At 74.9% G+C, this 24,607-nt stretch carries 23 protein-coding genes; 2 read left to right on the forward strand and 21 right to left on the reverse strand.

The window, feature by feature from the left end; all coding sequences use genetic code 11:
* Nucleotides 1–43: 43 nt before the first annotated feature.
* From pstB to ABWU78_RS17190, 6 genes are all read right to left on the reverse strand, one after another.
* Nucleotides 44–823 carry a phosphate ABC transporter ATP-binding protein PstB gene (gene pstB / locus ABWU78_RS17165; protein WP_047233890.1) on the reverse strand — a complete coding sequence of 260 codons (780 nt, stop codon included), beginning with the start codon at nucleotides 821–823 and terminating at the stop codon, nucleotides 44–46.
* Nucleotides 824–838: 15 nt separating this feature from the next.
* Nucleotides 839–1,822 (reverse strand): phosphate ABC transporter permease PstA, encoded by a 984-nt coding sequence (gene pstA / locus ABWU78_RS17170; RefSeq protein WP_253052598.1) that lies wholly within the window; start codon nucleotides 1,820–1,822, stop codon nucleotides 839–841.
* On the reverse strand, nucleotides 1,822–2,835 hold the full coding sequence (gene pstC, locus ABWU78_RS17175) for a phosphate ABC transporter permease subunit PstC (RefSeq protein ID WP_253052596.1): 1,014 nt from the start codon (nucleotides 2,833–2,835) through the stop codon (nucleotides 1,822–1,824). Before pstC ends, pstA begins: the two co-directional genes overlap by 1 nt.
* 113 nt (nucleotides 2,836–2,948) lie before the next feature.
* Entirely contained in the window at nucleotides 2,949–4,088 is a 1,140-nt protein-coding gene (gene pstS, locus ABWU78_RS17180) for a phosphate ABC transporter substrate-binding protein PstS (protein WP_439159043.1), read from the reverse strand.
* A 310-nt stretch (nucleotides 4,089–4,398) separates the two neighbouring features.
* Nucleotides 4,399–5,103 (reverse strand): response regulator transcription factor, encoded by a 705-nt coding sequence (locus tag ABWU78_RS17185; RefSeq protein ID WP_253052592.1) that lies wholly within the window; start codon nucleotides 5,101–5,103, stop codon nucleotides 4,399–4,401.
* Nucleotides 5,100–6,398, reverse strand: a complete 1,299-nt coding sequence (locus ABWU78_RS17190) for a sensor histidine kinase (protein ID WP_253052590.1) — start codon at nucleotides 6,396–6,398, stop codon at nucleotides 5,100–5,102. The genes ABWU78_RS17185 and ABWU78_RS17190 overlap by 4 nt, the downstream gene beginning before the upstream one ends.
* Before the next feature lie 218 nt (nucleotides 6,399–6,616).
* Here ABWU78_RS17190 and phoU point away from each other — a divergent pair, with 218 nt between their 5' ends.
* Nucleotides 6,617–7,300, forward strand: coding sequence for a phosphate signaling complex protein PhoU (gene phoU / locus ABWU78_RS17195; protein ID WP_053370239.1), 684 nt, complete (start codon nucleotides 6,617–6,619; stop codon nucleotides 7,298–7,300).
* A gap of 172 nt (nucleotides 7,301–7,472) precedes the next feature.
* Here phoU and ABWU78_RS17200 read toward each other — a convergent pair whose 3' ends face one another.
* Nucleotides 7,473–8,210: a phosphoglyceromutase gene (locus ABWU78_RS17200; RefSeq protein WP_253052588.1), complete on the reverse strand. Its 738-nt coding sequence runs from the start codon at nucleotides 8,208–8,210 to the stop codon at nucleotides 7,473–7,475.
* Between the two features lie 123 nt (nucleotides 8,211–8,333).
* On the opposite strand from ABWU78_RS17200, the gene ABWU78_RS17205 reads away from it, so the two are divergent.
* Complete coding sequence (locus tag ABWU78_RS17205; protein WP_253052586.1) at nucleotides 8,334–8,780, forward strand: nitroreductase family deazaflavin-dependent oxidoreductase; 447 nt, start codon at nucleotides 8,334–8,336, stop codon at nucleotides 8,778–8,780.
* A gap of 25 nt (nucleotides 8,781–8,805) precedes the next feature.
* On the opposite strand, the gene mshA is transcribed toward ABWU78_RS17205, so the two are convergent.
* From mshA to folK, 14 genes are all read right to left on the reverse strand, one after another.
* Nucleotides 8,806–10,062 carry a D-inositol-3-phosphate glycosyltransferase gene (gene mshA, locus ABWU78_RS17210; protein WP_253053643.1) on the reverse strand — a complete coding sequence of 419 codons (1,257 nt, stop codon included), beginning with the start codon at nucleotides 10,060–10,062 and terminating at the stop codon, nucleotides 8,806–8,808.
* Nucleotides 10,063–10,131: 69 nt separating this feature from the next.
* Nucleotides 10,132–11,328: a lactonase family protein gene (locus ABWU78_RS17215; RefSeq protein ID WP_439159044.1), complete on the reverse strand. Its 1,197-nt coding sequence runs from the start codon at nucleotides 11,326–11,328 to the stop codon at nucleotides 10,132–10,134.
* A gap of 137 nt (nucleotides 11,329–11,465) precedes the next feature.
* Nucleotides 11,466–11,801, reverse strand: a complete 336-nt coding sequence (locus ABWU78_RS17220; protein WP_253052582.1) for a histone-like nucleoid-structuring protein Lsr2 — start codon at nucleotides 11,799–11,801, stop codon at nucleotides 11,466–11,468.
* A 175-nt stretch (nucleotides 11,802–11,976) separates the two neighbouring features.
* Nucleotides 11,977–12,156: a hypothetical protein gene (locus ABWU78_RS17225; RefSeq protein ID WP_253052580.1), complete on the reverse strand. Its 180-nt coding sequence runs from the start codon at nucleotides 12,154–12,156 to the stop codon at nucleotides 11,977–11,979.
* A gap of 26 nt (nucleotides 12,157–12,182) precedes the next feature.
* Nucleotides 12,183–13,643 (reverse strand): lysine--tRNA ligase, encoded by a 1,461-nt coding sequence (gene lysS / locus ABWU78_RS17230; protein ID WP_439159054.1) that lies wholly within the window; start codon nucleotides 13,641–13,643, stop codon nucleotides 12,183–12,185.
* Between the two features lie 177 nt (nucleotides 13,644–13,820).
* Nucleotides 13,821–14,768, reverse strand: coding sequence for a carboxylating nicotinate-nucleotide diphosphorylase (gene nadC, locus ABWU78_RS17235; protein WP_439159055.1), 948 nt, complete (start codon nucleotides 14,766–14,768; stop codon nucleotides 13,821–13,823).
* Between the two features lie 170 nt (nucleotides 14,769–14,938).
* Nucleotides 14,939–16,639, reverse strand: coding sequence for an L-aspartate oxidase (locus ABWU78_RS17240; RefSeq protein WP_439159045.1), 1,701 nt, complete (start codon nucleotides 16,637–16,639; stop codon nucleotides 14,939–14,941).
* Nucleotides 16,636–17,103 (reverse strand): aspartate 1-decarboxylase, encoded by a 468-nt coding sequence (gene panD, locus ABWU78_RS17245; protein ID WP_439159056.1) that lies wholly within the window; start codon nucleotides 17,101–17,103, stop codon nucleotides 16,636–16,638. Before panD ends, ABWU78_RS17240 begins: the two co-directional genes overlap by 4 nt.
* Nucleotides 17,104–17,156: 53 nt before the next feature.
* Nucleotides 17,157–18,167: a pantoate--beta-alanine ligase gene (gene panC / locus ABWU78_RS17250; RefSeq protein WP_439159046.1), complete on the reverse strand. Its 1,011-nt coding sequence runs from the start codon at nucleotides 18,165–18,167 to the stop codon at nucleotides 17,157–17,159.
* Nucleotides 18,164–19,171, reverse strand: a complete 1,008-nt coding sequence (locus ABWU78_RS17255; protein ID WP_439159047.1) for a Rossmann-like and DUF2520 domain-containing protein — start codon at nucleotides 19,169–19,171, stop codon at nucleotides 18,164–18,166. The genes panC and ABWU78_RS17255 overlap by 4 nt, the downstream gene beginning before the upstream one ends.
* Nucleotides 19,168–20,784, reverse strand: coding sequence for a PH domain-containing protein (locus tag ABWU78_RS17260; RefSeq protein WP_439159048.1), 1,617 nt, complete (start codon nucleotides 20,782–20,784; stop codon nucleotides 19,168–19,170). The genes ABWU78_RS17255 and ABWU78_RS17260 overlap by 4 nt, the downstream gene beginning before the upstream one ends.
* The gene (locus ABWU78_RS17265; protein ID WP_253052570.1) at nucleotides 20,781–21,299 is read right to left on the reverse strand and encodes a PH domain-containing protein; all 519 of its coding nucleotides are present in this window, start codon (nucleotides 21,297–21,299) and stop codon (nucleotides 20,781–20,783) included. The genes ABWU78_RS17260 and ABWU78_RS17265 overlap by 4 nt, the downstream gene beginning before the upstream one ends.
* A gap of 72 nt (nucleotides 21,300–21,371) precedes the next feature.
* Nucleotides 21,372–21,881, reverse strand: coding sequence for a DUF3180 domain-containing protein (locus ABWU78_RS17270; protein WP_253052568.1), 510 nt, complete (start codon nucleotides 21,879–21,881; stop codon nucleotides 21,372–21,374).
* Complete coding sequence (gene folK, locus ABWU78_RS17275; protein ID WP_439159049.1) at nucleotides 21,881–24,583, reverse strand: 2-amino-4-hydroxy-6-hydroxymethyldihydropteridine diphosphokinase; 2,703 nt, start codon at nucleotides 24,581–24,583, stop codon at nucleotides 21,881–21,883. Before folK ends, ABWU78_RS17270 begins: the two co-directional genes overlap by 1 nt.
* Nucleotides 24,584–24,607 lie beyond the last annotated feature (24 nt).

A 24,607-nucleotide genomic window follows, 5' to 3' on the forward strand; every position in this document is an offset into this window, starting at 1 on the left:
CAGGCCGCGCAGACCGCGTCTGCTGGGCCCGATGCGGCTCAGGTCACCCGAAGCGGCCGGAGATGTAGTCCTCGGTGGCCTGCTGGGTGGGCGAGGAGAACATCGTCGCGGTGTCGTCCATCTCGATGAGGCGCCCCGGCTTGCCGGTGCCCGCGATGTTGAAGAACGCCGTGCGGTCGCTCACGCGCGCCGCCTGCTGCATGTTGTGCGTGACGATGACGATCGTGTACTCGTCCTTGAGCTCGGCGATGAGGTCCTCGATCGCGAGCGTGGAGATCGGGTCGAGCGCCGAGCACGGCTCGTCCATGAGGAGCACCTGGGGCTTGACGGCGATGGCGCGCGCGATGCACAGGCGCTGCTGCTGGCCGCCGGAGAGGCCCGAGCCCGGACGGTCGAGGCGGTCCTTCACCTCGTTCCACAGGTTCGCGCCACGCAGCGACGACTCGACGAGGTCCTCGGCGTCGGACTTCGAGATGCGCTTGTTGTTGAGCTTCACCCCCGCGAGCACGTTCTCCTTGATGGACATCGTGGGGAACGGGTTCGGCCGCTGGAAGACCATGCCGACCTGGCGACGCACGGCGACCGGGTCGACGTCGTCCCCGTAGAGGTCCACGCCCTCCATGGCGACCGTGCCCTCGACGCGCGCGCCGGGGATGACCTCGTGCATGCGGTTGAGGGTCCGCAGGAACGTCGACTTGCCGCACCCGGACGGGCCGATGAAGGCCGTCACGGACTTGGGGTCGATCGTCATGCCGACGTCCTGCACGGCGAGGAAGTCGCCGTAGTAGATGTTGAGGTCCTTGACGTCGATGCGCTGTGCCATCGGAGCTGTCCTGTTCTAGCGGAGGGTCTTGGGGGCGAACCAGCGGGTGACGAGTCGCCCGACGAGGTTGAGCAGCATGACGATGAGGATCAGCGTCAGGGCGGCCGCCCAGGCCCGGTCGTAGTTGATGTCGGGGATGCACACGACGTCGGTGACGTTGCTGCAGGGCACCAGGCCCTGGCTGTACTGCCGGTACACGTACACGGGCAGCGTCATCATGCGGCCCTCGAAGAGGTTGCCGTTGATGGAGTCGACGACGCCGACGGTGATGAGCAGCGGCGCGGTCTCGCCGATGACGCGCGCGACGGCGAGCATGACGCCGGTCGTGATGCCCGCGATCGACGTGCGCAGCACGACCCGCACGACGGTGAGCCACTTGGGCACGCCGAGCGCGTAGGCCGCCTCGCGCAGCTCGTTGGGCACGAGCCGGAGCATCTCCTCGCACGAGCGCACGACGACGGGGATCATGAGCACGGACAGCGCGACGGAGCCGACGATGCCCATGCGCACCCCGGGACCGAAGACCACGGCGAAGAGCGCGTAGGCGAAGAGACCGGCGACGATCGACGGGATGCCCGTCATGACGTCGACGAAGAACGTCACCGCACGGGCCAGCGGGCCGCGGCCGTACTCGACGAGGTAGATCGCCGCGAGCAGGCCGATGGGGACCGAGATCACCGCGGCGCCGAGCGTGATGAGCAGCGTGCCGAGGATCGCGTGGTAGATGCCGCCCGCGTCCATGCCCCCGAACACCCCGCGCATGGAGTGCGTGAGGAAGTAGGCGTCGAACCGCTCCATGCCGTGCACGACGACGGTCCACGCGACGGACACGAGCGGCACCATCGCGAGGGCGAACGCGCTCCACATGAGGACCGTCATCGTGCGGTCCTTGCGGCGGCGGCCGGCGTCCGCGCCGCGCAGGAGCGCGCGGACGGACGCGGTGCGCTCCGGGTCGGGGGCGGAGGCCCCGCGCGCGGGGCTGGTGCTGAGGGCGCTCATCAGTTGGCTCCCGAGAAGTCCTTGCGCCGCGCGACGATCGCGCGGGCGCCCATGTTGACGAGCAGGGTGATGAGGAACAGCGCGAGGCCCGTCGCGATGAGGGTGCTCACCCCGAGGGGGTTGGCCTCGGGGAAGTCGGCCGCGATGTTCGCGGCGATCGTCTGCTGCTGCCCGGCCTGCAGGATCTTGAACGAGTAGAGGAGCCCGGGCGAGAGGATCATCAGCACCGCCATCGTCTCGCCGAGCGCGCGGCCGAGGCCGAGCATCGCGGCGGAGATGACGCCCGACCGCCCGAACGGGATGACCGCCGTGCGGATCATCTCCCAGCGCGTCGCGCCGAGCGCGAGCGCCGCCTCCTCGTGGAGCTTCGGCGTCTGGAGGAACACCTCGCGGCTCACCGCGGTGATGATCGGCAGGATCATCACCGCGAGCACGAGCGCGACGGTGAGCAGGACGCGGCCGGTCGGCGAGGCCGGGCCGGCGAAGAGCGGGAACCACCCGAACGTGTCGGCGAGCCACGACCACACCGGGACGACGATCGGCGGGAGCACGAGCGAGCCCCACAGGCCGTAGACGACGCTGGGGATCGCCGCGAGGAGGTCGACGACGTACCCGAGGGTCGACGCGAGCCGGCGCGGCGCGTAGTGCGAGATGAAGAGCGCGATGCCCATCGCGACCGGCGTCGCGAGGAGGAGCGACAGCGCGGCCGCGAGGAGCGTGCCGAAGATCAGCGGACCGACGAACGACAGCAGCGAGGCGCCCTCCGGGAACCAGGACACCTCCTCGCCGAGGACGTCCCCGCCCGCGGTGAGCGCGGGCCACGCGCGGAGCACGAGGAAGATCGCGACCGCGGCGAGGACGGCGAGGATGAGCCCTCCGGCGCCCGTCGCGGTCCAGCGGAACGCGCGGTTGACGCCGCGGTCGGTGTTCCGGGCCCGGCGGCGCGGGGCTCCCGCGCGAGGCGTCGGGCCCGGCGTGGCGCCCGGCGTCGTGGGTGGGGCTGTGGTGGTCACTCGTGCTCCCGGTGCATGCGGTCCTGCTGCGTGAGGTCTGGGTCGCGGGCGATCTCGCGGGTGAGGGGCGGCGGGGCTCGTAGGCCCCGCCGCCCCCTGGTTCCCGGCGGTCGTCAGCCGGCGGCGCCGACCGTGATGGCCTCGATCGCCGCGTGGACGTCCGTGCGCAGGTCCTCCGAGATCGGCGCGTTGCCCGCGGCCGACGCGGAGGCCGACTGGCCCTCCTCGCTCGAGATGTAGGTGAGGAACGCCTTGACGAGGTCGCCCGTCGCCTCGTCCTCGTAGTTCAGGCACGCGACCGCGTACGAGACGAGCACGAGCGGGTACGCGCCGGCCTCGGTCGTCGTGCGGTCCAGCTCGACGGCGATGTCGTGGTCGTGGCGGCCCTCGACGCGCGGCGACGCGTCGACGACCTTGGCCGCGGCCTCGGGCGAGTACGCGACCCACTCCTCGCCGACCTTGATCTTCGCGGTCCCGAGGTCGCCGGCCTTCGACGCGTCGGCGTAGCCGATCGTGCCCTCGCCGCCCTGGACGGTCTGCACGACGCCCGAGGTGCCCTGCGCGGACTCGCCACCCTGCGTCGGCCAGTCGCCGCTCGGCTCGTGGCCCCACGCGTCGCCCGCCGTCGCGGCGAGGTACTCGGTGAAGTTCTCGGTCGTGCCCGACTCGTCGGAGCGGTGGACCGGGGTGATCGCGAGGTCCGGGAGCGTCGCGTCGGGGTTGTCGGCGGCGATCTCCGGCGCGTTCCACTGCGTGATGGTGCCGTTGAAGATGCCCGCGATGGTGGCCGGCGCGAGGTTGAGCTCCGCGACGTCCGGCAGGTTGTAGATGATGGCGATCGGGCTGACGTAGACCGGGAGGTCGATCGCGCCGTCGGGGCCGCACACGGCCTGCGACTGCGTGATCTCCTCCTCCTTGAGCACCGCGTCCGAGCCGGCGAACGCGACGCCGCCCTCGAGGAACTGGGTGCGGCCGCCGCCGGACCCGACCGGGTCGTAGTTCACGGTGACGTCGGGGTTCGCGCTCTGGAACCCGGCGCGCCACGCCTCCATGGCGGACTCCTGCGAGCTGGCGCCCGCACCGTTGAGCTCACCGCTGAGGTCGCTCGCGGTCTCGGACGAGCCCTCGGAGGAACCGTCGGTGGCGCCGTCGGCGCTGCCGACGGGGTCGTCCGACCCGCAGGCGGCGAGGGTCAGCGCGAGCGCACCGATCGCGACGGCGGATCCAGCACGGGAGAATCGGCTGAGCTTCACTCTTCGTTCCATCCTGTTCAAGCGTCTCGTGGCACCAGCGAGCGCCGGTGACGAGCCCGACGCTAGGAGCGCCGGGTGACGCGTTCCCCGAGAGCGGGTGAACGAGGGATGAACAGTGCACAGACCTTCCGTGCCACCCGCCAGGCGGGGTGGGCCGACGTCGCACGGGCACGGGCACGGCACGGGGACGGGCGCCGGACGGGCGCCGGACGGGCACTGGGACGGGCACGGCGACGGCCCCGGCACGCTCGTCGAGAGGACGTGCCGGGGCCGTCGGTCCGGCCGTGCGCCCGTGCCGGGCGGTCGTTCCTCAGGACTGGCCGACGCCGTCCGCGATCTTGTAGCCGAGCCCGCGGACCGTGAGGAGGTAGCGCGGGCTCGCCGGCTCGGGCTCGATCTTCGACCGGATGCGCTTCACGTGGACGTCGAGCGTCTTGGTGTCGCCCACGTAGTCCGTGCCCCAGACCCGGTCGATGAGCTGCCCGCGCGTGAGCACGCGCCCCGCGTTGCGCAGCAGCAGCTCCAGGAGCTCGAACTCCTTGAGCGGGAACGGCACGACCTGGCCGTCGACGCTCACCGTGTGCCGCTCGACGTCCATGCGCACCGGACCGACCTCCAGCGCGCTCTCCGCGACGACCTCGCCCCCGTTCTCCCCGCCCTTGCGGCGCAGCACGGCGCGCACGCGCGCGAGCAGCTCGCGGAACGAGTACGGCTTCGTCACGTAGTCGTCCGCACCCAGCTCGAGGCCCACGACCTTGTCGATCTCCGAGTCCTTCGCCGTGAGCATGATGACGGGCACGTCGCCGCGCTGCCGCAGCTCGCGGCACACCTCGGTGCCGCTGAGCCCGGGGAGCATGAGGTCGAGCAGGACCAGGTCCGCCCCGTCCGCGTCGAACCGCTCCAGCGCCTCGGTGCCCGTCGCCGCCTCGACGACGTCGAAGCCCTCGCGCCGCAGCTGGTACGTCAACGGGTCGCGGTACGACTCCTCGTCCTCCACCACCAGGATGCGCGTCACGCGCCTACCTCCTTGTTCTGTACGTCGTCGGGTGCGGGGGCCTGCGCGGCCCGCCGCACGTCGTGCTGCACGGTCCCGGGGTCCGCCCCGGCCGTGCCCTCGTCCCCCGGAGCGTCGTGGGTCGTGCCCGACGCCGCGGCACGTGCCCGCTCGACCGGCACGTCCGCCGCGGGGATCCGGAGCGTGAAGGTGGAGCCGCGTCCCGGCTCGGACCACATGGTGACCTCGCCGCCGTGGTCGGCGGCGACGTGCTTGACGATGCTCAGGCCGAGGCCCGTCCCGCCGGTGTCGCGCGAGCGCGCGGGGTCCACCCGGTAGAACCGCTCGAACACGCGGGCCTGCTCGTCGGCCGAGATCCCGATGCCCTGGTCCACGACCGCGATCTCGACCAGGTCGCCCGCGAGCGAGACGCCGACCCCGACGCGCGTGTTCTCGCCCGAGTAGGCGACCGCGTTGTCGAGGAGGTTGCGCACCGCGGTGACGAGCAGGTTGTGGTCGCCGTACACCGCGGCGTCGAGCTCTCCCCCGGTCGTGAGCGTGATGCCCTTGCCCTGCGCCGTCGTGCGCGCGCGGTCCACCGCCTCCTCGACGACGCCCCGCACCGGCACGACCGTGACCTCCTGGAGCGCGCCCGCGACCTGGAGCCGCGAGAGCTCGATGATCTCCTGCACGAGCGCGGACAGACGCGTCGCCTCCGACTGCATGCGCGCGGAGAACCGCCGCACCGCCACCGGGTCGTCGGCCGCGTCCTGCACCGTCTCGGCGAGCAGCGCCAGCGCCCCGACCGGCGTCTTCAGCTCGTGGGACACGTTCACGACGAAGTCGCGCCGGATCGCCTCGACGCGCCGCGCCTCGGTCCGGTCCTCCGCGAGCACGAGCATGTGCTGAGGGCCCACCTGGGCGACGCGGACCTGGAGCATGACCGTGCCCCGGCCGACCGGCCCGCGCGGGAGCTCGAGCTCCTCGTCGCGGATCACGCCGTCGCGGCGCACGTCGTCGATCATGTCCCGGATCGCCGCGTGCGCGACCGCGTCGCCGCGCACCACGCCCAGCGCGTACGCCGGCGGGCTGGCTCGCACGACCTCGCCCTCCTCGTCCAGCACGACGGCGGCGGACCGCAGGACGGCGAGCACGCGGACGAGACCCTCGTCGAGCTCGGGCGTCGGCTCCACCCGGGCGGCGCGCTGCTGGCGCTCGCTCACACGGAACGCGATGGCCGCGATCACGCCGACGACGACGCCCACGACGCCGGCGGCCAGCACGGTCGCGCCCTCGATGAGACTCTCGGCTTGCACACGTCCAGCGTACGGTCGCGCGCGCGCCCGACCCGTCGATCCGGCGCTCCACGGGCGTGAGCCGCCAAGAGTTCACCTGGCGGCGCCCTGGAGTTCACCGCCCGGTCGACCGCACCTGCGAGCGTGACGGGAGCCGACGGCGTGCCCGGGCGCCGCCCGGCGCGCAGGGGCGCACGCCGTCACGGACCGGACGGACCGGTCACGACGAGAGGGAAGCGATGCGGGAGATCTTCGAGGCCGAGCTGAAGCAGGTCGGCGACGACCTGGCCGAGATGAGCCGGCTGGTGGAGTCGGCCGTCAACCGCGCGGGGCAGGCGCTCCTCACGGCGGACCTGCAGCTCGCGCAGTCGGTCATCGGCGACGATCACACGATCGACGCCCTCGAGCGCGAGCTCGACGAGCGCTGCGTGCTCCTCCTCGCGCAGCAGCAGCCCGTGGCCACCGACCTGCGGGTCGTGGTCAGCGCGCTGCGCATGAGCGCCACCCTGGAGCGCATGGGCGACCTCGCCCGGCACATCGCGCAGGTCGCGCGCGGCCGCTACCCGGCCCGGGCGATCGAGCCGTCCCTGCACCGGACCTTCGAGCAGATGCACGACGCCGCCGTGCGCGTCGCCCGCCGGACGACGACGCTCCTCACGACGCGCGACCTGACCGTCGCCGCGAACATCGAGCGCGACGACGACCTGCTCGACAAGCTCCACCAGGACACCTTCACCGCGCTGCTCGACGGCACGTGGACGGGGACCCCGCAGGAGACCGTCGACGTCACGCTCGTGGGCCGCTACTACGAGCGCTTCGGCGACCACGGCGTCTCCATCGCCAAGCGCGTGACGTACCTCGTCACCGGCGACTTCGCCGACGACCGCGGCACCCCCGCCGGCTCCGCCCGCGCGTCTGCCTGACGACGGCGCCACGGCCCTGCCGCGAGGTAGAGCCTCAGGTCTCGACGTAGGACCCGCGGAGCTCTACCTCGGTGCCGGTGGTTCTACCTCGCCGTCTCGGTTCCTGCGCACAGACGACCGTGGCCCGTCCGGGAGATCCGGACGGGCCACGGTCGTCTGTGCGTGCGGGCGGTCAGCGGCCCTGGTTGGCGACCGCGGCGGCGGCCTCGGCGGCGGCCTCGGGGTCGAGGTAGCGGCCGCCCTTCGTCACCGGCTTGAGGTCCTCGTCGAGCTCGTAGAGCAGCGGGATGCCGGTCGGGATGTTGAGCGCGGCGATGTCCTCGTCGGAGATGCCGTCGAGGTGCTTGACGATCGCGCGCAGCGAGTTGCCGTGCGCCGCGACGAGGACGGTCTTGCCCGCCTTCAGGTCCGGCACGACCTCGCCGTCCCAGTACGGCAGGGCGCGCTCGAGCACGTCCTTGAGGCACTCGGTGCGCACGACGGGCGCGTCGGCGTAGCGCGGGTCCGTGTCCTGCGAGAACTCGGAGCCCAGCTCGATCGCGGGCGGCGGGACGTCGTACGAGCGGCGCCAGAGCATGAACTGCTCCTCGCCGAACTCGTCGAGCGTCTGCTTCTTGTTCTTGCCCTGCAGCGCACCGTAGTGACGCTCGTTGAGGCGCCACGACCGCTTCACCGGGATCCAGTGGCGGTCCGCGGCGTCGAGCGCGAGGTTCGCCGTCGTGATGGCGCGGCGCAGGAGCGAGGTGTGCACGACGTCGGGCAGGACGCCGGCCTCGGTGAGGAGCTGACCGCCGCGCTTCGCCTCCTCGGTCCCCTTCTCCGACAGGGCGACGTCCACCCAGCCGGTGAACAGGTTCTTGGCGTTCCATTCGCTCTCGCCGTGGCGGAGCAGCACGAGGGTGTAGGTCATGGGTTCCATCCTGCCGCACGGCCCGGCGCGCGGGCACCCGCGTCCCACGTGGTGGTGACCGTCGCCGTCGGGCGTGGGACGAAGGTCCGGGAATCGGGCGGGCGTCGCGCACGTTGCCCGGACATGCCGATCGACGGAGAGTACGCCCCCAGCCCGAGCGCCTGGTCCCGAAAGCAGGCCGAGTCCTACGAGTCGTCCGGCGGGACGCGCAGCACGACCCTGAACGGGATGCCGGTGGTCGTGCTCACGACCCTGGGGCGCCGGACCGGCAAGGTCCGCAAGACGCCGCTCATGCGGGTCGAGCACGACGGCGTGTACGCGGTCGTCGCGTCGCTGGGCGGCGCCCCGAAGCACCCCGTCTGGTACTACAACGTCCTCGCGCACCCGCAGGTCGAGCTCCAGGACGAGGCCGAGCGCCACGACTACGTCGCGCGCGAGGTCCACGGCGAGGAGAAGGCGCTCTGGTGGGAGCGCGCGGTCGCCGCCTACCCGCCGTACGCGGACTACCAGGAGAAGACGTCGCGCGAGATCCCCGTCCTGGTCCTGGAGCGCGCCGCGCCGGACGCCTGACCCGCAGCGAGGGGTGCGCGCGGCATCAGCGCGCCGCGCGCACCTTGCGCGCCTGCGCGTAGACGTCGAGCATGCGCAGCGCGGCGGTGTCCCAGCCGAACCGCGCGCCGGCGCGCCGGGCGCCGTCGCCGAGTGCGGCGAGGCGCTGGTCGTCGGCGAGCAGGTCGCCGAGCACGCGCGCCCACGTCACGGGGTCGTGGTCGGCGACGAGGACGCCGGACACCTGGTCCTCGACCACGGTCTTCAGCCCGCCGACGGCGGCCGCGACGACGGGCGTGCCGCTCGCCTCGGCCTCGGCCGCCACGAGCCCGAACGACTCGTTGTGCGACGGCACGGCGACGACGTCGGCGGCGCGGTACCACCGCGCGAGCTCGTCGCGCGGGACCGGCGGGCGGACGACGAGCCGGTCGCTCACCCCGACCTGGTAGGCGAGGGCCTCGAGCTCGCGCACGGCCGTCGGGCGCCCGCTCGGGCCGCCCAGCACGACGAGCGTCGGCACGGGATCCCCGCGCTCGGCGAGGACGCCGAGCGCCCGGACGAGCACGTCCGGACCCTTGAGCGGCTGCACGCGGCCCGCGAAGAGCACGAGGCCGCCGTCGGTGGGCAGCCCCAGCCCGGCGCGCAGCACCCGGCGCCGCTCCCGCCGCGCGGCGCCGTCGCCCGCCGACGCGCCGGGGTCCGGGGAGAACAGGTCGAGGTCGACGCCCGGCGGCACGACGTGAACGCGCGCGGGGTCGGCCGCGTAGTCGCGCACGAGGTCGTCCGCCTCGGCGTCGGTGCTCGCGACGAGCGCGTCCGCCTCGGCGACGACCTGCTCCTCCCCGATGATCCGGCCGAGCGGCTCGGGCGCGTCGCCCGGCGCGAGCGCGGCGTTCTTCACGCGCGCCAGCGTGTGCATGGTGTGCACGAGCGGGACGTCCCAGCGGTCGGCCGCGAGCCAGCCCACCTGGCCGGAGAGCCAGTAGTGGGTGTGGACGACGTCGTACCAGCCCTCGTGGTGCCGCGCCTCCGCGCGCAGCACCCCCGCCGTGAAGGCGCAGAGCTGGCCGGGCAGGTCGTTCTTGTCGAGCCCCTCGAAGGGCCCGGCGACGACGTGGCGCACCGTCACGCCGTCGGACACCTCGACCTTGCGGGGCTGGCTCGACGCCGTGGCGCGCGTGAAGATCTCGACCTGCGTGCCGCGGCGCGCGAGCGCGTGCGCGAGCTCGGTGACGTACACGTTCATGCCGCCCGCGTCGCCGGTCCCCGGCTGGTCGAGGGGCGACGTGTGCACGGAGAGCATCGCGACCCGCAGCGGGGTCGCCGGGTCCGGGGAGACGCCCTCCGGCAGCTCGAGCGCGGTCACGGCGGGTCAGGCCTCCACGACGCACGCCGGGGCCGGCAGCGCGAGCACGTCGAGCACGTGGGCGGCGCCGTCCGAACGGCGCACGCGCAGGAGCGCGAGGTTCGACGTCGGCTCCTCCGCCGTGGAGTCGGCTTCCGGACGCTCGATGAGCGGGTCGTCGTTCTGGTTCGCGACGACGACGAGGTCGTGCAGCGGCTCCTCGGGCGCCGCGGGGCCGGCGAGCACGGCGAAGTGTCGAGGCCAGGCGCCACCCACCGGAGAGTCGGCGAGGTGGCGCAGCGAGGGGACCCCGCCGTCGTGCCCCGGCTCGACGGCGTGCACGGCGAGCACGTCGGCACCGCGCACCGCGACGAGGACGCGCGACCCGTCCGCCGAGACCGCGACGTGAGAGGGGTAGTTCCCGCCGCCGGCGGGCGGCGCGGCGTGCGTGACGTCGTAGCGGGCGACGACGTCGTACGTGCGCACGCCGTCCGGGCCGTCGACCGGCGCGAGGACGAACAGGGCCGGGTCGAGCTCGCCGACCACGACGAGGTGACCCGACCGGAGCGCGGCGAGGTGGCGCGGTCCGGTCCCCGGCGGGAAGGTCGCGACGACGCGGGGGACCGCGCCGTCCGGGGCAGCGGGGTCGTGGCGCCGCAGCTCGTCGGTGCCCAGGTCGACGACGAGCACGTCGCCGCTGCCGTCGTCGGCCGCGCCGAGGTGCGCGAGCGGGGCGACGAAGTGGGCGTGCGGCCCCTCCTGGCGGTCGGCGACCGGACCCGCGCCCGCGTGCCCCTGGCGGCGCACGAGGACGGCCGCGCCGTCGTCCGGCGCCGCGGCGAGCGCGCCGTCCGCCGCCCGCGCGACGGCCGTGAGGACGCCGTCCCCGTAGTTCGCGACGAGCACGTCGCCGCTCACGGCCACGTGGCACGGGAACGTCCCGCCCGTGGCGACGGGCCCGCCCCGGGGTGCGAGGCCGCCGTCCGGCACGACGGCGAACGCCGACACCGAGCCCGACTCCGTCTCCCCCACCGCGTACAGGGTGTCGCCGTCCAGCGCGAGGAACGACGGCGACGGCGTCTCGGCCGCCAGCACCCCGCCCACGAACGACCCCGTCCCGGCCGCGGCGTCGACGTCGAGCCCGACGCGCCACACGCCCTCCGCACCGCCGTTCGCCGGGTGCGGGTAGGTGCCGATCCAGAGGGCGCGGGTCGCGGAGGTCATGACCCGAGCCTAGTTCTCCGGGCGGGTGCCGCCGGCACCGGCCGACCACCGGGCCGGCGGGACGACGCCCGTGGACGCGAGAGCGTCCCGCCGACGGGCTCGTCGGCGGGGCGCTCCGGTGCTCGTGCGGTGTCGCGTCAGTGCGCGGCGTCGTAGGCCGTCTGGATCTCCTGGGAGATGCGGCCACGGTCGTTGACCGTGTAGCCGTTGGCGCGGGCCCACTCGCGGACTTCGGTCGCGCGGGCGGAACCGGCGGAGCGGCTGCTGCGGCGCGCGGGGCGGGCCGTGCTCGTGCGGGACGAGACCTTGCGCGCGTTGCCGACCCACGACGCGAAGGCGTCGCGCAGCTCCTGTGCATTCTTGGTGCTGAGGTCGATCTCGTAGGAGACGCCGTCGAGTGCGAACGTGACGGTCTCGTCGGCCGCGCCCCCGTCGAGGTCGTCGACGAGAATTACCTGGACTTTCTGGGCCACTGTGGTTACCTCACGCTTCACAGGAATGATTGTCCTCGTCAGGATGCCATCGAAAAGTCGGGACCGTCAATTGGCCACGCCGTTGTCCGGCGCGTGCCGCCCCGGCACGGCGCCCACCATTCCTGGACGCGGGTACGTCATTTTCTCGCTCTTTGCGCGCGGCACCGTGCGGGAATCAGGAGTCGCGCGAGGCCGTGACATTCCCGTCGACGGCCGATTCCTGTTCCGCGTCGAGGCGCGCGAGCGCGGCGCGCTCGTTGCGGTCGGCGCGCACGATCGCGCGCATCGCGACGTAGAAGAGCACGCCGACGCCGATCGAGGGGATCAGCGCCGCGACGGTGGGCCAGATGTCCATGCTGTCGATCCTAGGTCTCGGCCGCGCTACTGCGCGGGCTTCACGAGCGGGAAGAGGATGGTCTCGCGGATGCCGAGGCCGGTCAGCGCCATGAGCAGACGGTCGATGCCCAGGCCCATGCCGCCCGACGGCGGCATCGCGTACTCCATCGCGGTCAGGAAGTCCTCGTCGATGCGCATGGCCTCCTCGTCGCCGGCGGCCGCGAGCAGCGCCTGCGCCTCGAAGCGCTGGCGCTGGACCACCGGGTCCACGAGCTCGGAGTACGCGGTCGCGAGCTCGACGCCGCGCACGTACAGGTCCCACTTCTCGACCTGGCCGCGCACCGCCCGGTGGTCGCGCGTGAGCGGGGAGGTCTCGACGGGGAAGTCGCGCACGAACGTCGGCGCGACGAGGTGGTCGCCCACGAGGTGCTCCCACAGCCCCTCGACGAGCTTGCCGTGGTTGACGTTCTTCGGGTCGAAGGTGAGCTCGAACTTCTCCGCGTACGTCAGCAGCGTCTCGACCGACGTCTCGGGCGTGATCGCCTCGCCCAGCGCGTCCGAGAGCGAGTCGTACATCTTGAGCTGCGTCCATTCGCCGCCGAGGTCGTATTCCGTGCCGTCGGCGAGCGTGACGAGAGTCGTCCCGAGCGCGTCCTGCGCGGCACGCTGCACGAGGTTCTGCGTGAGCACGGCCATCGTGTCGTAGTCGCCGTAGGCCTCGTACGCCTCGAGCATCGCGAATTCCGGCGAGTGCGTGGAGTCGACGCCCTCGTTACGGAAGTTGCGGTTGATCTCGAACACCTTCTCGACACCGCCGACCGCCGCGCGCTTGAGGAACAGCTCCGGGGCGATGCGCAGGAACAGGTCGATGTCGAATGCATTCATGTGCGTCTCGAACTGGCGTGCCGCCGCGCCCTCCGGGCGCGTCTGCAGCATCGGCGTCTCGACCTCGACGAAACCGCGCTCCCAGAAGTTCTCGCGGATCGAGCGCACGACGGCGGCGCGCAGACGCACCGTGTCCCGGGCGGCCGGGCGCGCGATGAGGTCGACGTAGCGCTGGCGCACGCGCGCCTCCTCCGAGAGCTCCTTGTGGAGCACCGGGAGCGGGCGCAACGCCTTCGCGGCGATCTGCCACGCGTCGGCGAACACGCTCAGCTCGCCGCGGCGCGAGCTGATGACACGGCCGTGCGCGAACAGGTGGTCGCCGAGGTCGACGTCGGACTTGAACGCCGCGAGCGACTCCTCCCCGACCACGGCCTGGCTGAGCATGACCTGCAGGCGGTTGCCCTCGCCGTCCTGCAGCGTGGCGAAGCACAGCTTGCCGGTGTTGCGCAGGAACACGACCCGGCCGGCGACGCCGACCTCGTCCTGCGTCTCCTCGCCGGTCTCCAGGTGCGCGTACGCGGCCCGGACGTCGGCGATCGTCGTCGTGCGCGGGACGGAGACGGGGTACGGTTCGTCGCCCCGTGCGAGGATCCGCTCGCGCTTCTCGCGGCGGACCTGCATCTGCTCCGGCACGTCGTCGACGTGCTCCTCGGGCTGGCGCGCGTCAGGAGAGGGGGTTCCGTCGGGGGAGGTCACCCGAGGATTCTACCGACGCTCCCGCGTCGCCGAGGTAGAGCCCCGGTCTGGCGAGGTAGAGCCATGGTCGCGCGAGGTAGAGCCGTGGTCATGACCAGGGCTCTACCTCGCGGGACCAGGGCTCTCCCTCGGCGGGAGGGTGGGGAGGAGGTCGAGCGCGAGGTCCAGGATCGGGGCCGAGTGGGTGAGCGCGCCGACCGAGAGGTAGTCGACGCCGGTGCCCGCGACCTCGCGCGCGCGGTCCAGCGTGAGGTTGCCCGTCGCCTCGAGCTCGACCTTCGCCGGGACGCCGTCCGTCCCCTCGCGCGCCCGGACGGCCGCGACCGTCTCGGCGAGGACCGGGGTCGGCATGTTGTCGAGGAGCAGGAAGTCCGCGCCCGCCGCGACGGCCTCGAGCGCCTGTGCCGTCGTGTCGGCCTCGACCTGGACGAGCACGTCCGGGAACGTGCGGCGGATCGCGTCGATCGCACCGCTCACCGACCCGGCGGCCACGACGTGGTTGTCCTTGACCATCGCGACGTCGTAGAGCCCCATGCGCTTGTTCGTCCCGCCCCCGGCGCGCACGGCGTACTTCTCCAGCGCGCGCAGGCCGGGCGTCGTCTTGCGCGTGTCCAGCACCTGCGCGCCCGTCCCGGCGAGCTCGCGCGCCCACGCACGCGTCGCCGTCGCGACGCCCGACGCCCGGCTCGCGAGGTTGAGCAGCGTGCGCTCGGCGGTGAGCAGCACCTGGACGGGGCCGGTCAGCGCGGCGAGCACGCGGCCGCGGCCGACGGCCTCGCCGTCGGACGCGACGAACGTCACCTCGACGGGCGGGAGGCCGAACCGCTCCGCGACCTGCCGCGTCACCTCCTCGACGACGACGAGCCCCGCCACGACCCCGTCCGCGCGCGCCACGAGGTGCGCGGTCCCGGTGGCCGACGGCGGCACGGTCGCCTGCGTCGTGACATCGCGGCCCGGCGCGACGCCGAGGTCCTCGTCGAGCGCCCGCGCGACGGTCTCGGCGATCCACGCCGGGTCGAGCCCCGGCTCGACGCGTGACGGGACGGGCAGCGCTCCGCCGTCGGACGGAAGGGCGGGCACGGGCTCGGCAGGGCTGCTCACGCCCCCACGGTAGTCGGCCCCGCGTGGCGTCGAGCACGACCCTGCGCTCCGTCGAGAACGACGTTGCGGTCGCTATCCGGCGGATAACGACCGCAACGTCGTGTTCGGCGCCGGGCCGGTCAGCCGACGCGAAGCGTTCCGTCAGTGTCGAGCGAGACGAGCACGCGGCGCTCCCATGCCGGGTCCGTGTCCGGGAAGTCGGTGCGGAAGTGGCCGCCGCGGCTCTCGGTGCGCAGCGCCGCCGCCGCGGTGAGCGCGGTCGCGACCTGGTGCACGTTCGTCGTCTCCCATTCCGCGGCCTGCGGCTGCGCGACGACGTCGCTCGCCTCGTGCGCGTCGGTGCGGACCGCGGCGAGCCGGGCTGCGGCGACGGCGAGGCCGTCGCCGTCGCGGATCACGCCGGGGCCCGCCGAGGCGATCGACTGGATGCGTGAGCGCGCCGCGGCCGCGACGAGCGCGGACGGCCCCGGCCGGCCGGACGGCTCGACCTGCTCGAGCTCGCCCGCGGCGACCCGGTCGGTGATCTGGCGCGCCGCGCGGTGCGCGAACACCAGGCCCTCGAGCAGCGAGTTGGAGGCGAGCCGGTTGGCGCCGTGGACGCCCGTGCACGCGACCTCGCCGATGGCGTAGAGGCCGTCGACGGTGGACCTCCCGTGCAGGTCGGTCACGACACCGCCCGAGTGGTAGTGCTGCGCGGGCGCCACGGGGACGGGCTCCTCGGTCCAGTCGAGGCCGTTCTCGGCGAGCCGCTCCGTGATCGTGGGGAAGCGCGAGCGCAGGAAGTCGGCGCCGAGGTGGCGCGCGTCGAGCAGCACGTGGTCCGAGCCCGTCGCGGCCATCTGCCGCACGATCGCGTGCGCGACGACGTCGCGCGGCGCGAGCTCGGCCATGGGGTGCTGTGCGGGCATGAAGCGGTGGCCGTCGGTGTCGAGGAGGATCGCGCCCTCGCCGCGCACGGCCTCGGAGATGAGCGGGAGCTGCCCCTTGGCGCCGAGGCCGAGCCACAGGACCGTCGGGTGGAACTGGACGAACTCGAGGTCGCCGAGCGTCGCGCCCGCGCGCAGCGCCGCCGCGATACCGTCGCCCGTCGCCTGCGGCGGGTTGGTCGACGAGCGGAACACCTGCCCCACTCCCCCGGTCGCGAGCACGACCGCGCGCGCGAGCACCGCCCCGACGCCGTCGCGCGTGCCCTCGCCCCGCACGTGGAGCGTGACACCGCAGGCGCGCGGGGAGCCGTCCGGTCCCGCACCGGTGAGGACGTCGAGCACGAGCGCGTTCTCGATGACCTCGATGCCCGGGTCGCTGCGCACTGCCTCGAGCTGCGCGACGAGCGCGCGCGAGATCTCGGCCCCGGTAGCGTCGCCGCCCGCGTGCGCGATGCGGTCGGCGTGGTGACCGCCCTCGCGCGTCAGGGCGATGTCGCCGTTCTCGGCCCGGTCGAAGTTCGCGCCGCGCGCGACGAGCTCGCGCACGCGCGCCGGGCCCTCCGTGACCAGCACCTCGACCGCGGCCGGGTCGCACACCCCGACGCCCGCGACGAGCGTGTCCGCGAGGTGCGCCTCGGGCGAGTCCTCGGGGTCGAGCGCCGCGGCGATGCCGCCCTGCGCCCACACCGTCGAGCCCGACGACAGCTCGCCCTTCGTCACGAGCAGGACGCGCGGCACTCTCGTACGCAGCTCGAGCGCGGCCGTGAGGCCCGCGATACCCGAGCCGACGACGACGACGTCCGCCGTCGTCGTCCAGCCGGGCGCCGGGGCGGCGAGGGTCCGGGCGAGCGTCCGAACGAGCGCTGGCGTCGAGGACCCGCCGCGTCCGCTCACGCGGGGCGCACCACGGACGCGTCGCCGCCGGCCGCCCCCGCGCCGCCCCCGGCACGGAACGGGGCGAACGGCAGGCCGCTCGCCTCGAGGCCGTGACCGGCGGGAACGAGGCCGGGCTCGTCCGAGAGCTCGACGATCCGGTTCTGCGCGTCCACGAAGACGACGTTCGGCAGGTAGGTGCGCGCGTCGGCGTCGTCGAGCATGCCGTAGGCGATGAGGATGACAACGTCGCCCGGCTTCACGAGGTGCGCGGCGGCGCCGTTGATGCACACCTGCCCGGCGCCGCGCTCGCCCGGGATGACGTACGTCGTCAGGCGGGCTCCGTTGGTGACGTCCACGACGTCGACCTGCTGACCCGGGTAGAGGTCCGCGGCGTCGAGCAGGTCGGCGTCCACGGTGATCGATCCGACGTAGTGCAGGTCGGCCTGCGTCACCGTCGCGCGGTGGATCTTGCCGATCATCATGGGGCGCTGCAGGGACGCCGGTCGACGGTGCGGGCTCGGCGGGGTCGGCGCGGTCACGCGGTACCTCCAGGTGCGGGGGCACGGCCGGCGGGGTCGGCGGCCCGGGTCGCGGGCGGCGCGATCTCGACGGCCGCGTTGTCGATGAGACGGGTGGTGCCCACGCGTGCCGCGACCAGGAGGAGCCCGGGACCGACGGCGCCGGGCGCCAGGTCCTCCACGGTAGCGGGATCGACGAGCACCACGTAATCCAGGTCAACGCCGTCGGCGGCGTCCAGGATTCCCCGCGCGGCGGCGAGGACGCTACCGGCGTCGGCGCCCGCCTCCGCGGCGCCCTGCCCGGCCTGCAGCGCGCGGCTCAGCGCGAGCGCCTGGTCCCGCTCGGCGGGCGACAGGTAGGCGTTGCGCGACGAGCGCGCGAGGCCGTCCGCCTCGCGCACGGTGGGCACCGCGAGGATCTCCACGTCGAGGTCGAGGTCGGCGACCAGGCGCCGCACCGCGAGGAGCTGCTGCGCGTCCTTGGCCCCGAACACCGCGACGTCGGGCCGCACGAGGTGGAGCAGCTTGAGCACGACCGTGAGCACGCCGTCGAAGTGGCCGGGTCGCGACGCGCCCTCGAGCACGGTGCCGATCCGGCCCGAGGTGACCCGGACGATCGGGCCGGCGCCGCCCGTCGACGACCCGAGGTCCGGGTACAGCTCCTCGACGGTCGGGGCGAAGACGACGTCCACCGCGACGTCGGCCCCGGCGGCCGCGAGGAGCGCGACGTCCGCCGCGACGTCGCGCGGGTAGCGCTCGAAGTCCTCGCCCGGGCCGAACTGGAGCGGGTTGACGAAGTCGGTGACCACGACCTGGCCGTGCGGCCCGACCTCGGCCCGCGCCCGCCGCACGAGCTCGAGGTGCCCGGCGTGCAGCGCGCCCATCGTCATGACGACGGCGCGGCGCGCGCCCGGGTGCTCGGCGGACCAGGCGTCGAGCGTCGCGCGGAGGTCGGCACGGGTCGCGACGACGCGCGGAGTCGCGGTCGAGACGTCGGCCGAGGCGTCCGGGTGGGGGGTGGTGGTCATGCCGTTCCTTCATCGTCGTGCCGCGCACCCTCAGGGTCGGAGGGGGAGGCGGGCTCGTCGGGGTCCGCGCCGAGCGCGTCGAGCAGCGCGCGGGCCGTCCGCTCGTCGAGGCGACCGCCCGCGAGCGCGCGGTGGGTCGCGGCGCGGCTCAGCGCCCGGTACGACGGCGGCACGTCGGCCGCGTCGCTCGTCGCCGCGAGCGCGTCGAGGGCGGCCAGGTGCTCGCGGACGGTGCCGACGTCGCCGCGCACCACGGGACCGGTGAGGCCGAGGAGAGCGCCGGCGCCCGACCCGGTCCCCGACTCGGCGCCCGCGTCGGCGCCGCGGGTCGCGCCGTCGAGCGCGGCGGCGAGCAGCGGGGCGAGCGCGCGCCCCGGCCGGTCGACGCCCGCCGCCTCCAGCGCCTGCGCCGCCTGGGCGACGAGGACGACGAGGTGGTTCGCCCCGTGCGCGAGGGCCGCGTGGTAGAGGCCGCGAGACTCCTCCGCCACGACGACGGGCTCCCCGCCGAGCTCGACGACGAGCGCCTGCCCGATCGGCAGGACCGGACCCGGCGCGGTGACGGCGAACGTCGTGCCCTCGAGCCGCGCGAGGTCGAGCGACGTGCCGGTGAAGGTCATGGCCGGGTGCAGAGCGAGCGGGATCGCCCCCGCGGCGCGGGCCGGGTCGAGCACCGAGGTCCCGTAGCGACCGGACGTGTGCACCACGATCTGCCCCGGCTGCCAGGCCCCCACGTCGGCGAGGCCGCGGACCAGGTCGCCCAGCGCGTCGTCGGGCACGGCGAGGAGCACGAGCTCCGCGCGCTCCACGACCTGCGGGACCTCCAGCACCGGCACGCCGGGCAGGAGGGTCTCGATCCGCTCGCGCGACGCGTCGGACACGCCGCTCGCGCCGACGACCGCGTGGCCGGTGGCGCGCAGCGCGCTGCCGAGCACGGCCCCGACCCGGCCCGCCCCCACGACGCCCACGCCGAGGCGTCCGGGCCGTGACGCCGCCGCGCTCACGGCTGCTCCCCGTCGGCGGCCGGACGGTCGTCGGGTCCCGTACCGGGGGCGGGAGGCGGCTCGGCGGCCGGTGCGGACGCGGGCACCAGGGGGACGTCGTCGCGTCGCATCCACAGCTCCGGGCCGGCGTGCGCACGGGCCTCGCGGGCTCGCTCGGCCTGGGTGTCGAGGAGGCGCGCGGCGTCGCCCGCGTCGAGGTGCCAGACCTTCGGCGAGACCGGGCCGGGCGTGGAGTGCACCGCGAACGTCGCGACGTCGAAGCGGCGCTGCAGCGGGCCCTGCTCGAGCCCGAGGGACTGCGTGCGCTCGTGCGGCACGACGACGAGGCTGCGGAACACCCGCCCGCCGCGCAGCACGAGCGCGCGGTCGGTCACGGCGAAGCCGTTGCGCCGCCACGACACGAGGTCGAGCAGGCGCGCGCGCCGCGGGGTCACCGTGAAGTGCTCGCCCGCGTCGAGGCCGGACAGGCCCTCGTCGAGGAGGGCGCGCGGGTCGGACGTGCCGAGGTCGGGCAGCACGAGCCACAGCGCGGCGAGCGCCTCGTCGCGCGTCCCGACGGGCAGGAGCACGCTCGTCGTGTCCGAGCCGTCGGAGCTCACGCCGTAGCCCGCGACGTTGACGTCGACCCGCCACCAGTCCGGCCCGCGCCAGAACGGGCCCTGCCGCAGCCGCACGGCCTGGACGCGCCCGGGCGGGATCGTCTGGGACCGGGTCTCCAGGAGGCCGTGCCGCAGCCGGATGCCGTCGGGCGAGATCGCCGAGCGGAAGCCGAACTCGCCCGAGAACCGGGAGAACAGGAAACCGCCGAACCCGAGGACCGCGGGCAGGGCGCTGAACAGGATCCCGATCTCGCGCGTGCCGACGACGACCCCGGCGATCCCCAGGACACCGAGGACGAGGCCGACCGTCGCGCCCGACCGGACGAGCGAGGCGACGAGCCGCCCCGGCCCGACCGCGGTGACCGGCTGCTCGGGCGCCTCGGGGGCGACCAGGAGCCCGTCGGCCACCGGCCCGGGTGCGTCCGCCCCGGCGTCGGGCGTCGCGCCGGGCGGGCCAGCGACGGTCCCCTCCGTCCCGGTGGCGTCCGCCGTCGGGACGCCGACCGGGCGCTCGCGCGCGACCCGCAGTCCGGCGGCGCGCGCGAGCAGGTCGTTGCGCAGCCGGTTGGCCTCCACCTCCTTGAGGAAGCCGAGCTTCACGCCCGAGTCCGCGCCCCCGGCGACCTCGAGCTTGAGCTCCGCGAGGCCGAAGAAGCGCGCGAGGAGCGGCTGCACGACGTCGACCGCCTGGAGCCGGTCCAGCCGCGCCTTGCGCTGCTGCCGGAACAGCACGCCCGTGCGCAGGTGCACGGACTCGTCGTCGACCGCGTAGCTCGTCATGCGCCACGCGAGCGCCGAGTACCCCAGGCCCACGAGCCCGACCACGAGGATGCCGAGAAGGATCATCCACCAGCGGTTCCCCTCGAGGAGGTTCTCGCCCTCCGGCAGGCCGTTGAGCGTCTGCTGCCCGACGACGACGAGCAGCACCGCGATGACCGTCCAGCCGCGCACGAGCGGGGTGACCGGGTGCACCCGGTGCCACACGAGGTCGTCGGTGGCCGGTGCTTCGCTCACAGGCCCGCCAGCCTCGCCTCGCCGCGCGACGCGAGACGGTCGCGCAGACGCTCCGCCTCGGCGGGCTCGAGACCGTCGATCGTCGCGTCGGTCGACGCCGACGCCGTGTGGAGCTGCACCTGCGCGATGCCGAGCTTGCGCGCGAGCGGCCCGGCCTGCACGTCGACGTACTGCATGCGGCCGTACGGCACGACCACGAGCTGGCGGAACATGATGCCGTGACGGATCAGCAGGTCGTCGTCGCGCTCGGCGTACCCGATCGCGCGCACCTGGCGCGGGACGAGCACGAGCGCCCACAGCCCGAGGAGCACGAGCACCCCGAGCACGAGCCACTGCCACCAGTGCGGGAAGAGGATCGCCAGCACGACCGCCGCGACGGCCGGCACCGCGAGCGTGATGCCGACCGACAGCAGGCGCGCGGTGATCAGCCGGGGCGACACGCGCGTCCACTCGACGCCGGGCGGGTCGAAGGGGCCGGTGCCGCGGGGATCGGTGTCCCGTGCAGGGTCGGTCATGCGTCGATTCTCCCATCCCGTCCCGGTGCGCCCCGGGTCACGTGTCGTGCGTCACGCCCACGCGCCGCGGCGTCAGGCGGGCGTGCTCGCGCCCGGCGTCTCCGGGTCCTCGCGCGTCGTCGAGCCCTCGCGGCCCTCGCCGCGGTCGTCGGGCGGGAGCTGGCAGAACCGCTCCGCCACGAGCCCGACCACGGCGAGCAGCACCGCGCACGCGACCGCGACGCCCGCCGCCACCGCGCGGTCGCGCTGCGCCTCGATCGAGAGGTCGGGCAGGGTCACGAGCACCTGCGCGCCGTACCACCCCGCGAGCAGCGCGCCCGTGAGCGCGGCGGCCTTGGCCAGCACGAACGTGCGGGCCGCGCGGATCGCGTCGAGCGAGGGCCGCTTGCCCCGCTGGTAGGCGCGGACGGTCCACCCGGCCCAGAACACCGCTCCTGCGAGCGCGACGACCGCGACGTCCACGATCCACGGCACCGCCGGCAGGTGCGTGCCGCGGCCCTGGAGGAGCCGTACGACGAACCAGCCCACGACCGCCGTGGCGACCGCCACGAGCAGGAGGGTGCGGACCGAGGTGCGCCGCATCAGCGCTGGGCGTCGTGCGCGGCGCCCGAGACCGGACCGAACGGCGGCCACGGGTCGGTCGCCGGGGGCAGCGACGCGTCGGCGAGCGGCCCGGGGGCCGACGCCTGGTTCGGCGAGTGGACGGGCGGCTGGACCGGGGCGAACGGCACCGACCGGATCATGCCGTCGTCGACGGCGTCCGCCGGGCCCGCGGGGGCCGGCGCGTGCGGTGCCGCGACCGGCGGCGCCGCCGGGTGGACCGGCGCGAAGGAGGTGAACGCCGAGGCGCCGTGCTCCGCGGGCCGGACCACGTCCTGCGCCGGGGGCTCCGGGTCGGGCAGCGTCGCCGGACGGTGCGACGGCCCGGGGAACGGCGCGACGCCCGCCCCGTCCTGCTGCGTCCCGAACGACCCGTCCGGGACGACCGTCGTGGACGGCCCCTCCGCGGGGGGCACCACGCCCTCGGAGACCGGGGCGAAGACGGGCCGGACCACGGGCGCCTCCGACGGGGCGGCCGCATGCGGCGGGACCGCGGCCTGCGGCGGGGCGACGGGGAGCGCCGCGCCCGGGGCGAGGGGCTCCTGCGGCGGCAGCGGCTGAGCGGGGAGCTGCTGCTGCGGGGTCGGGGGCCGCTGGGGCAGCGGCTGCTGCGGGGCCGCAGGACGCTCGGGCACCGCCGGGTGCGGCGCCTGCGGCTGCTGCGGGGTCTGCGGCGGGACGGGCGGGTGCGGGAGCCCGGCCGGCGCGGGGCCGTCCGCCGGTGCCGCCTGCGCGCCGACGGGCGTCGGCCCCGAGGTCGAGGGCGCGTGCTGGGGTCCGGTCGCGGCGTCGTCCGACGGCTGCCGGTACGGGTCGTCGACGACCCCGTGCTCTGCCGGCGCGGGGGCCGACGGGGCGGGGGCGTCGGAGCCCCCGGTGGCGACCGGGACCGCCCCGGTGGGCTCGGGCGCGGCGTCGGTCAGCCAGTCGAGCGCGAGCCACCGGATCCCGCCCCGGTCGGGCGCGGTCGCCGCGAGCGCGGCGACCGGTCCCCCGCCGAGACCGGGCAGCACGGCGTCGGGGTCGATCTGCGACCAGGGCTCGAGCACGAACGCCCGCTCGTGGGCGCGCGGGTGCGGCAGCTCCAGGTCGTCGGCGACGGCCGTCAGCGTGCCGTACACGACGAGGTCGACGTCGAGGGTGCGCGGCCCCCAGCGCTCGTCGCGCACCCGGCCGTGGGCGTGCTCGACGGCCTGGCACGCGTGCAGCAGGTCACGGGCCGAGAGTCGCGTGCGCGCGAGCAGGACGATGTTGAGGAAGTCGGGCTGGTCGGGGCCGCCCACCGCGGCCGTCCGCGCGAGCGGCGAGACCTCCGTGATCTCGAGCCCGGAGATCCGGTCGAGGTCGGTGATCGCGTCGCGCAGGGTCTGCTGCGCGTCGCCGAGGTTCGCTCCGAGGGCGAGCACCACCTCGACGAACCCGGCGGGGACGTCGTCCATGCGGTCGTGCTCGGCGGGCGGCGCCTCGTCCGCCGGACCCGGCGCAGACGGTTCCTCGGGTGCCGCGACCGGAGCGCCCGCGTCGGGCGACGCCGCGAGCGGCGCGGCGGCCGCGGCGAGCGGCGCGGACGTCGGCGCGGCGTGCTCGGGCTGACCGGCGTGCTGCGCGGGCTCGTCGAACGGAGCGGGAGCAGCCTCGGGCGCGGGTTCCGTGCCCCGCTCCGGCAGGGGCACGGCGACCGCGTCGGCGGCCGGGTTCGCCGGGGCGACGGGCTCGGCAGCGGCCGGGGTCGGCTCCGGTGCGGCGGACGCGCCCGGCATCGGCTCCGGGGCGGGCGCGACCGCGGCCGGCGGTGCGACGGCCTCGAGCAGCGCGTCGTACGACGCCGGGCTCTGCTCCTCGGCGGGCCGGGCGGCGTAGGTCGGCTCCTCCGGTGCGGCCGCGGCGGGCGCCGCGGCCGTCGAGTCGTCGCCGGTCGGCGCCGTCGGCGCGTCCACGACCGGCGCCTCCCGCGTCGCGTCGGACGCGTCGTCGAGGAGCGGTCCACCCGCTCCCGGCTCGTGCGCCGCCTCGTGCGCGGTCCCGTACGGCGGCTCGGGCAGGTCCTCGGCCGTGGGGGACGGGACGTCGGGGACCGGCGTCGTGCCCGGGGGGATGCTCGGGGGCATGACGTCGGGCGCGGGGGCCAGCTCGGCGCGGTCCTCGGAGACCGGGGCGTCCCCGACGCCGTGGATGAGCGCCGGGGCGACCGAGCCCACGGGGATCGGCGCGACGGGCTGCCCGTCGCGCAGGCCGTGCTGCTCGGACCGGCGGGCGAGCGGCCCGACGACCGGCACGACGACGCGGTCGCGGCGGATGACGACCTCGACGTCCTCGAACGGGACCGTGATCGGCGCCTGGGGCTTGTGCACGGCGACGTCGACCGCCACGACCTCGTCGTGAGTGAGGATCGTCGCGGCGATGCGCTCGGCCACCGTCTCCACGAGGTCGGCGGGCGAGCCCGCGAGCACGGCCACGACGTCCTCGGCGACGCCCGCGTAGCTCACGGTCTGGGCGAGGTCGTCCCCGCTCGCCGCGGCGCGCGTGTCGAGGTGGAGCACGACGTCGGCGCGGAAGAGCTGGCCCTCGGCCTTCTCGTGCTCGAAGACACCGTGGTGCCCCGTGGCGCTCAGGCCCGTGAGCCGGATCCGGTCGAACGGCCGTCCGTCCGCGTCGAGGACCGCTCCTGCGAACGCTGTGGTCACGTCGTGCTCCCGTCCGGTGCTCCG

This window comes from Cellulosimicrobium sp. CpK407 (assembly GCF_051844275.1).
GTDB lineage: Bacteria > Actinomycetota > Actinomycetes > Actinomycetales > Cellulomonadaceae > Cellulosimicrobium > Cellulosimicrobium cellulans_G.